Annotated in this window: 6 protein-coding genes and 1 pseudogene; 4 read left to right on the forward strand and 3 right to left on the reverse strand. The window is 67.9% G+C overall.

Features of this window, described 5'->3' with window-relative positions:
* Positions 1-96 precede the first annotated feature (96 nt).
* Positions 97-293, forward strand: a pseudogene (locus AB0442_RS41370) (transposase); the annotation flags it as partial.
* On the opposite strand, the gene AB0442_RS41375 reads toward AB0442_RS41370, so the two are convergent.
* The 3 genes from AB0442_RS41375 to AB0442_RS41385 form a co-directional block, all read right to left on the reverse strand.
* Positions 258-1,043, reverse strand: a complete 786-nt coding sequence (locus AB0442_RS41375; RefSeq protein WP_366168691.1) for a class I SAM-dependent methyltransferase — start codon at positions 1,041-1,043, stop codon at positions 258-260. The pseudogene AB0442_RS41370 and the gene AB0442_RS41375 sit on opposite strands and share 36 nt — an antisense overlap.
* 546 nt (positions 1,044-1,589) lie before the next feature.
* The gene (locus AB0442_RS41380) at positions 1,590-1,982 is read right to left on the reverse strand and encodes a hypothetical protein (protein ID WP_366168686.1); all 393 of its coding nucleotides are present in this window, start codon (positions 1,980-1,982) and stop codon (positions 1,590-1,592) included.
* Positions 1,979-2,260: a hypothetical protein gene (locus tag AB0442_RS41385; protein ID WP_366168687.1), complete on the reverse strand. Its 282-nt coding sequence runs from the start codon at positions 2,258-2,260 to the stop codon at positions 1,979-1,981. The genes AB0442_RS41380 and AB0442_RS41385 overlap by 4 nt, the downstream gene beginning before the upstream one ends.
* Positions 2,261-2,636: 376 nt before the next feature.
* Here AB0442_RS41385 and AB0442_RS41390 point away from each other — a divergent pair, with 376 nt between their 5' ends.
* From AB0442_RS41390 to AB0442_RS41400, 3 genes are all read left to right on the forward strand, one after another.
* On the forward strand, positions 2,637-3,410 hold the full coding sequence (locus tag AB0442_RS41390) for a hypothetical protein (protein WP_366168688.1): 774 nt from the start codon (positions 2,637-2,639) through the stop codon (positions 3,408-3,410).
* Positions 3,411-3,833: 423 nt separating this feature from the next.
* A complete protein-coding gene (locus tag AB0442_RS41395) occupies positions 3,834-5,324 on the forward strand; it encodes a DUF4041 domain-containing protein (RefSeq protein ID WP_366168689.1) in 1,491 nt (496 codons plus the stop codon).
* Positions 5,325-5,530: 206 nt separating this feature from the next.
* Positions 5,531-6,430, forward strand: coding sequence for an acyl-CoA thioester hydrolase/BAAT C-terminal domain-containing protein (locus AB0442_RS41400; RefSeq protein ID WP_366168690.1), 900 nt, complete (start codon positions 5,531-5,533; stop codon positions 6,428-6,430).
* Positions 6,431-6,484: the final 54 nt, after the last annotated feature.

Here is a 6,484-nt window from a genome sequence, read left to right on the forward strand (position 1 = left end):
TCCTCCGGATACGGAGACTTCCGTCCCACCTGGACATCCCTTCCTGGATCAAAGATCCATTGTCAGGGTGTCCACTCCACAGGTTCAGCCTCAAGATCGCCTACCAACTCCTCATGGCTGAACCGGATCGAGGCCCAGTTCACCGCCCTGCGCTACTTCGCCCTCGACGGGGTACCGACCACGCCAGCCACAAGGAGCAGGGCAGCATGATCCGCCGCTACATCATCTGGCGGAACAAGCACGCCCAGGACGAGCGCCTACGCAAGGTCGTGAACAGGGCGAACGTCGCCTGAGGCAGCCGCACCCAGACGGAACAAGGCGGTCCACAGGAAGGTCACGCCGAACAGTCCTGACTCAGGGGGTTCCTCCCGCATGCGGCGCAGTTCCACCTCGACCAGGTCGGAGAAGATCCAGCGCAGCGATTCGGGGGTGTAGGCGAGGCCACCTTGCAAGTCGCGTTCACGGTAGAGGTCGGCGTCGGTGAGTTCCGACCCCATTCCGGCCTCGCCGGCGGCGAAGCTGGTGAGCGCGAGGTGACCGCCAGGGGCGAGGACCCGGTCGAGCAGGGCCAGGTAGCTGACCCGGCGGTGGGGCGGCAGGTGGTGGAAGCACCCTGAGTCGACGACCAGGTCGTACGGGCCGCTCAACTCGGCAGCGGGGAGAGCGAAAGCGTCACCGCACAGGAAGCGGACGCCCACTCCCGCCTCGCGAGCCCGGTCCTCACCCCAGGCGACGGCCACCGGGGAGAGGTCGACAGCGTCCACCTCGAAGCCCTGCGAGGCGAGGTACACGGCGTTGCGGCCGGGTCCGCATCCCAGGTCCAGCGCCCGGCCGGGAGCGATCAGGCCCTGGTCGAGGTAGGCGGCCAGGTTCTCGTCCGGCTTCGACACGAAGAACGGGACCGGCCTGGAGCGGTCGGCATAGAAGCGGTCCCAGAAGTCCTCGCCGTCACCCGTCGCCAAGCGGCCAGCCTCGGATTCAGATGCAAAGAGCTCGTCCAAGAGCGCGAGAACGTCCTCGACAGTGCGTACGGTCCGGTCCATCCGGCCCCCCTTTCGACCGATGTCGATCATAGGAGCGAGAATGTCAAAAGACCAGGTCGGACAGTGTATGCCGACGGCTGGAACGGGCCGCTGTGAGCCCCGGGGGTCACCGGCAAGCACGCACCCCAACCCCCGACTCCGCGTCCGCCCAGCCAGCCATCAAGGGCCAGAATGGGGCCATCCTCGGCTGCGGCGAGGAGACTATTTCGACGAGTTTTTCAGCGGTGTGTCTACAGGGCGAACGTTGTCTGATGCGGCACTAGCGGCCGCCGCCGGCAGGGACGACGCTATACGCATCTTGGACCTGCGCCCCCGCTCGAGCATTGCCACTGTGGTCCTCGACAGCCCGCACTCCGCCGCTCTAGCCCCCGTCGGTGACCTCGTCGTCGCCTTCCAGCACGACATCGCCCTCTGTCGCCACCGAGTTCGTTGACCTCGTCCTTGGCGGGTTTGCGACGGCTGCTTGGTTCATAGTGCTGCCGTGGTTCTGGGCAGCGATCAGGGTCGACTTCGATCTGGTGATGAGGTGCCGAAGCAGGCAGTTGCTCAGCTGAGCAGGCGGGGGTCGTCGATGTGCACGGTGATCGTTCCGGGCGGGTAGTGGTGCTCCTGGTCGGTGAGGATCATGTGCATTGTGCCGCGGGAGCCGGTCGGCAGGGCGCAGTAGAGGGCGTGGGAGATGTCTTGGGCGCCGATGCCGTCGCGGACCATGGCGGCGACGGTGACGGCGGACGCGGAGTCGAGAGGCTCAATTTCGATGGCGGGGAGTGCGAGCGCGAAGGTGCCCGCACCCTGGGATTTGACCTCGGCCGACAGGAGACAGAGGGCGGGTACGGACAGGTGGCGGAAGGGCGATGCGGCGGCGTTGTCGGCCAGCCGGACGAGGGCGCGGTGGCCGGCGGCAAGCGCCGTGACCGCCGAGGTGTCGAGGATGATCACGCTGCGGTGCCGCGCTTGAGGTTCTGCACGGACTTCTCAGCCGCGATGGCATAGGCGTTCTCAAGGACGCTGGGCATGGCGTCCAGCTGGCTGTCGTCGATGCCTCGGTCGCGCATGAGGCGGCGACTCTGTCGGACGCGCTCAGCCAGCTGCTCGGCCGTGTGTTCCTGGTTCGCCAGTGCCGTCACCAGGCCACCGATAGTCATGCCGCGCTCCCTGGCGAGCGCCGCCAAGTGGTCGCGGGTGGTGTCCGGCACCTTGATCGTCGAGTCACCCATGCCATCACAGTACTCTCCTGGTGGAGAAAAGTAGAGCCATCGGCGTTCGATCCGTGAGCTCGCCATCAAGGTGGACGGAGGTGGAAATCCAGCAGCTACTCGACGGACCGCTGCCAGCGGAAGAAAGGCTGGCCCGCAAGTGCGGCCCAAAGACGCGCCGCGCGGGCTGCCCGCGCAGAGGCGGGTTGGGGATGGAACGCACCGTCAGGAACCGTCCAGAAGGCACAGGTCAAGTCAATCGGCGAATGCCAAGCCGCCCGCACAGGACAGTTCGCGCACATTGCCGCGAAGGGGGTAACGCTTCCGCAACTCCCTCTACCAGACCGTCACTCGTCCTGAGAGCGTGTGCGCAACGCACGCGCAGTCAGGGAGATCCGTGAGCCAGCCGCACCCGAACCAGCCCTACCAGCCCGGCCCGCAGTGGGGTGCCCCGCCGCCGAAGCAGCCGTCGTTCCTCGACTGGGTGAAGGCCCACAAGGCGATCTCTGCAGTCGGCGCCGGCGTGGCCGTCGTGATCGTCGGCGCGGCTATGGCGAGCGGTGCTGGCAACCCCCCGCCCGCACCCTCCACCCCAACGCCCCCGGTGGCGGCCGCTGCGCCTGCGCAGTCCGCGCCCGCTGCCGCACCGGCCGCGACGACCCCCACAGCAACCGTCCCGGCTGCGCAGACCAAGCAGGTCGACCTGCCGAACTTTGTCGGCATGGGCCTGCAGTCCGCCCAGGACAAGGCCCAGGCCTCCGGGTTCTACTTCCTCACCAGTCACGACGCGCTCGGCCGTTCCCGGATGCAGCTGGATGACCGGAACTGGAAGGTCTGCACGCAGTCCCCGGCTGCCGGGCAGCAGAAGATTGACGTGAAGGTCGACATGGGCGCGGTCAAGCTCGACGAGAACTGCCCCGCGCAGGATCAGGGCGCTTCGACACCGAAGGCCGCCGGGTCGATGCCGGACTTCAGGGGCAAGTCGATGGCTGCCGTACGGGATGCGATGGACCGGTCGACGTCGTTCCAGGTGAAGGACCTGTTGGAGGGCCGGATGGTGCTGCTGGAGTCGAACTGGCAGGTGTGCACCCAGGACCCGAAGCCGGGGACGGCGCTGAACGGGCAGCCGGTGTCGCTGGGTGTGGTGAAGTTCGAGGAGAAGTGCCCGTGACCACGGGTTGAGTTTGCGCATGCCCTGCCGTGAGCAGCGCGGCGGGGCACGGCACTGCGCCTGCCTGCGGCAGGGTTCACTCAGTCGAGACCACCGCTCGGAGTGCCGAGCGCAAGTCCCTGGAGAACCTCACTGCTGGTGACATCCAGCTGGCCGACACCATGAGCGTCGCTGGCTGGGCATGCTTTATATTTCAACTAATCGCGTCGGCTGTGCGTGGATCATGCCAATACGCGCCGCTACCTCCCGGCGCGGCTCCGGCATCCTCATGCAGGGCCACATCAAGGGTGAGGTCGGCTCATGCCCGTCTACCGTTTCAACCCGCCACCGAACTGGCCTGCTCCACCCGCGGGATGGATGCCGCCGCAGGGTTGGCAGCCGGATCCCGCTTGGGGTCCGCCTCCCGCAGGCTGGGAGCTGTGGGTGGCGACGGATCAGCGTGAGGCTTCGGCGGCACACGTGTCGTTCCCGTCCCAGGCTGCGGCTGCTCCCGTCTTCGGATCCAAGGACGCCAGCAAGAGGCCGAGCCTGTTCGGCCGCGCCCGGGCCAAGGAGAACGAGGAGCTGACCCGCCTCCGGGACTGGGTGGCGCGAACCCAAGGACTCGGCGCACTGCAGGTCACCGAGCTGCTGGGCCAGGCCCACGACCATGCGAAGAACCTACGGGAACAGGCCGAGGCCGAGGTTAAGGAGATCAAGCGGCAGGCCGAGGCCGACGCGCGCCAGATACGCGCGGACGCCAAGGAAGCCGCCAAGCAGCAGGAGGAAGCTGCGCGTCAGGCCGGCCGCAGTGCCGAGCGCTCACGCAGGGAGGTGGAGAGCTCCCGTCAAGAGATCGCGACGCTGGAAGGGCAGCTCACCGAGCTGAGGGCGCAGACCGTGGTGACCGAGGAACTGCTGATGCTCCAGCAGGTGGGCGTCTACGCCTACCACCACCCCCTGCAGGACGCCATTGCCTACCGTACCCAGCTCGACAGCCTCCAGGCCGAGATCAAACGCCTGGCCGCCGCTGGCATGGCCGTCCGGTCCGTCACCGACTGGACGGTGAACGGTTCGAGGGCCGAGGGCAAGAAGATGGTGCGGGACTTCTCGAAGCTGATGCTGCGTGCCTACAACGCCGAGGCCGACCAAGCGGTCCGCACCATGCGGCCGCACCGGCTGCAGCCGTTGGTGGACCGCCTCTACAAGACGCGGGAGACCATCGCGAAGCTCGGCGCCACGATGCAGATCCGCATCGCCGACGAGTACCACGACGCCCGCGTCCGTGAGCTCTACCTCACGGCTGACTATCTGCAGAAGAAGGACGAGGAGAAGGAAGCGCAGCGGGAGCTCAGGGCCCGTCAGCGCGAGGAGGAGAAGGCCCAGCGCGAGTTCGACCGCGAGCGCGGCAAGCTGGAGAAGGAGCTCGAGCACACACAGCGCGCCCTGCAGCGTCTCCACGAGCGCGGCGATGCCGATGGCGCTATGGAGCTCGAGGCGAAGCTCCAGGAGATCCAGCAGGCGCTGACCGCAGTTGCCGAACGGGCGGCGAACATCCGGACCGGCTACGTATACGTCATCTCCAACGTCGGCGCGTTCGGAGACCGTATCGTCAAGATCGGACTCACCCGCCGACTCGAGCCGCTGGACCGCATCTACGAGCTGAGCGGCGCCTCGGTGCCCTTCCGGTTCGACGTGCACGCACTCATCTTCAGCGAGGACGCGGTCGGTCTCGAGACGAAGCTCCACCAGCGCTTCGCCGACCGCCGCGTGAACCGGGTGAACAGCCGACGGGAGTTCTTCTACGTCAGCCCGGCGGAGGTACGCGACGCTCTCGGCGAGTTCGCTGGCCAGCACCTGGTCGAGTTCGTCGACGAGCCCGAAGCCCTGGAATGGCGGGCCAGCACCATGAAAACCGCCCCGGTCGGTAGCTGACTCGAGAAGGTGGGTGGTCCCGTCGCAAACGGGACCACCCAGCCGCCGGGCGCGTCGACTCAACCACCTGACGGGCAGGAATGGCGGTCCAACCGTGGTGCCTGCCTGGAGGTGGTGCCTGCAGTCCGCACGTGCCCCAGGACGGGCCCCGTCAGGGTGCCGATAGCCTGTCTTCCAGTCAAATTCCCGCCTGGAGGGGAGACACTGTGAACGTCGTCGAACACGAGCTGACGGCCCCCTGGGAAGGGATCCTGATGGAGCCGGCAGCGGGCAACGGCACGGGTGTCGTCGTCCTGGCCGGGTCGAGCGGCCGGGTGGACCGCCGACGAGCAAGGCTCCTCGCCGAGCAGGGTCTCCTCGCTCTGGCCATACGCTGGTTCGGCGGACCGGGGCAGCCGGCGGGGATCTGCGAGGTTCCGCTGGAGACGTTTGTCGCGGCCGTCGACCTGCTGAAATCTCGTGGAGCGGAGCGCGTCGGCATCCTCGGCGTATCCAAGGGCGCCGAGGCCGCGCTGCTCACCGCGGTCTACGAGCCGCGCGTCGACGCGGTGGTGGCCATCTCTCCGACGTCGCTGGTCTGGTGCAACGTGGGGCCGGGGCTGGATGGGCGGGACCGTCCCTGGAGGTCCTCCTGGACCTGGCAGGGGCAGCCGCTGCCCTTCGTCCCGATGGACGGCGACTCCTGGCAGCCCGCGGAGCAGGGCGACGGTCCGGTGGCGATCTGCGGCTGGTACGAGCTCAGCGAGCGGACCTGTGCCCGGAGTCTGGACGCCGCTGTGATCCCGGTGGAGAAGGCGTCCGCCGACATCCTGCTCGTCGCCGGCGGCGACGATGCGATGTGGCCTTCCCTGCGATACGCCGAGCAGTTGGCCGCGCGCCGCCGGGCAGCCGCCGCCCCGGTCCACCTGGTGACCCGCGACGATGCCGGACACCGGCCGCGCTTCCCGGGTGAAGGCCCCGCCACACCCTCGAAGACCTTTGCCTACGGAGGGACAGCCCGCGGCGACGCCCTGCTCGGCGAGGCAGCCTGGGCACCCATCCTCGGCCTGCTCCAGCCGGGGCAGACTGAGAAAGTGTTGGGTAATCGGATGATTACTGGTTCTTGAGGTCGTCGGCGAGGCGGCGGGCTGCTTCGGTCTCGATGGGGCCGTGCGGTTCGA

It is taken from the genome of Kitasatospora sp. NPDC085895, from assembly GCF_040702125.1.
GTDB lineage: Bacteria > Actinomycetota > Actinomycetes > Streptomycetales > Streptomycetaceae > Kitasatospora > Kitasatospora arboriphila.